The following is a 551-nucleotide window of genomic DNA, read 5'->3' on the forward strand; positions in this document are numbered from 1 at the left end:
TTTCAATGATTTTATAGTCACTCAAATCTAAAAAAGCCCCTAAATCAAAAAGAAAATACTTTATTTCATCATATCTTTTACTTTTTCGAATGGTAAGAAATTTCAAAAATATACGATCTCCAACAATCATTAGATCTTCCATTTTGAATGCTTTAATTCTTCTGTCTTCTCCCCAAGTCCACCCCTTACTAAACCCAGGTATCAAGTTACTATCAGATTCATCTATTTCTTTATTTACAATTACTTCAACACTAAAAACAGTCCCCTTCTTATGTATAAAATTAGGGGCCTGATAGTAATTTAATATTCCAGTCCATTCAAATTGATCATTAGTATAGTAATCGAAATTATCAGTTGTCATACTATTTCTCCTATTATTAAAAATATAATCATTTAAGGATATTAAACCAATTTCGAGTATTTCACATAACGTTTGGCATTCCTGACGTTCAAGCAGCTTAAGTGACCGTAGGGAACGGGTCGTCAGACTTAGCTGGTTGAATGTGTCGCCTGAATAATCTTCTTGAAAATCCTTCTAAGCGATCAAGGGC

Annotated in this window: 1 protein-coding gene; it reads right to left on the reverse strand. The window is 32.3% G+C overall.

The features are described 5' to 3' along the window. Positions 1-361 (reverse strand): hypothetical protein (locus AC1D69_RS25060; RefSeq protein ID WP_495458821.1); only part of this gene is annotated, 361 nt, incomplete at its 3' end. Between the last annotated feature and the right edge of the window lie 190 nt (positions 362-551).

Source organism: Paenibacillus sp. Y301, from assembly GCF_059445505.1.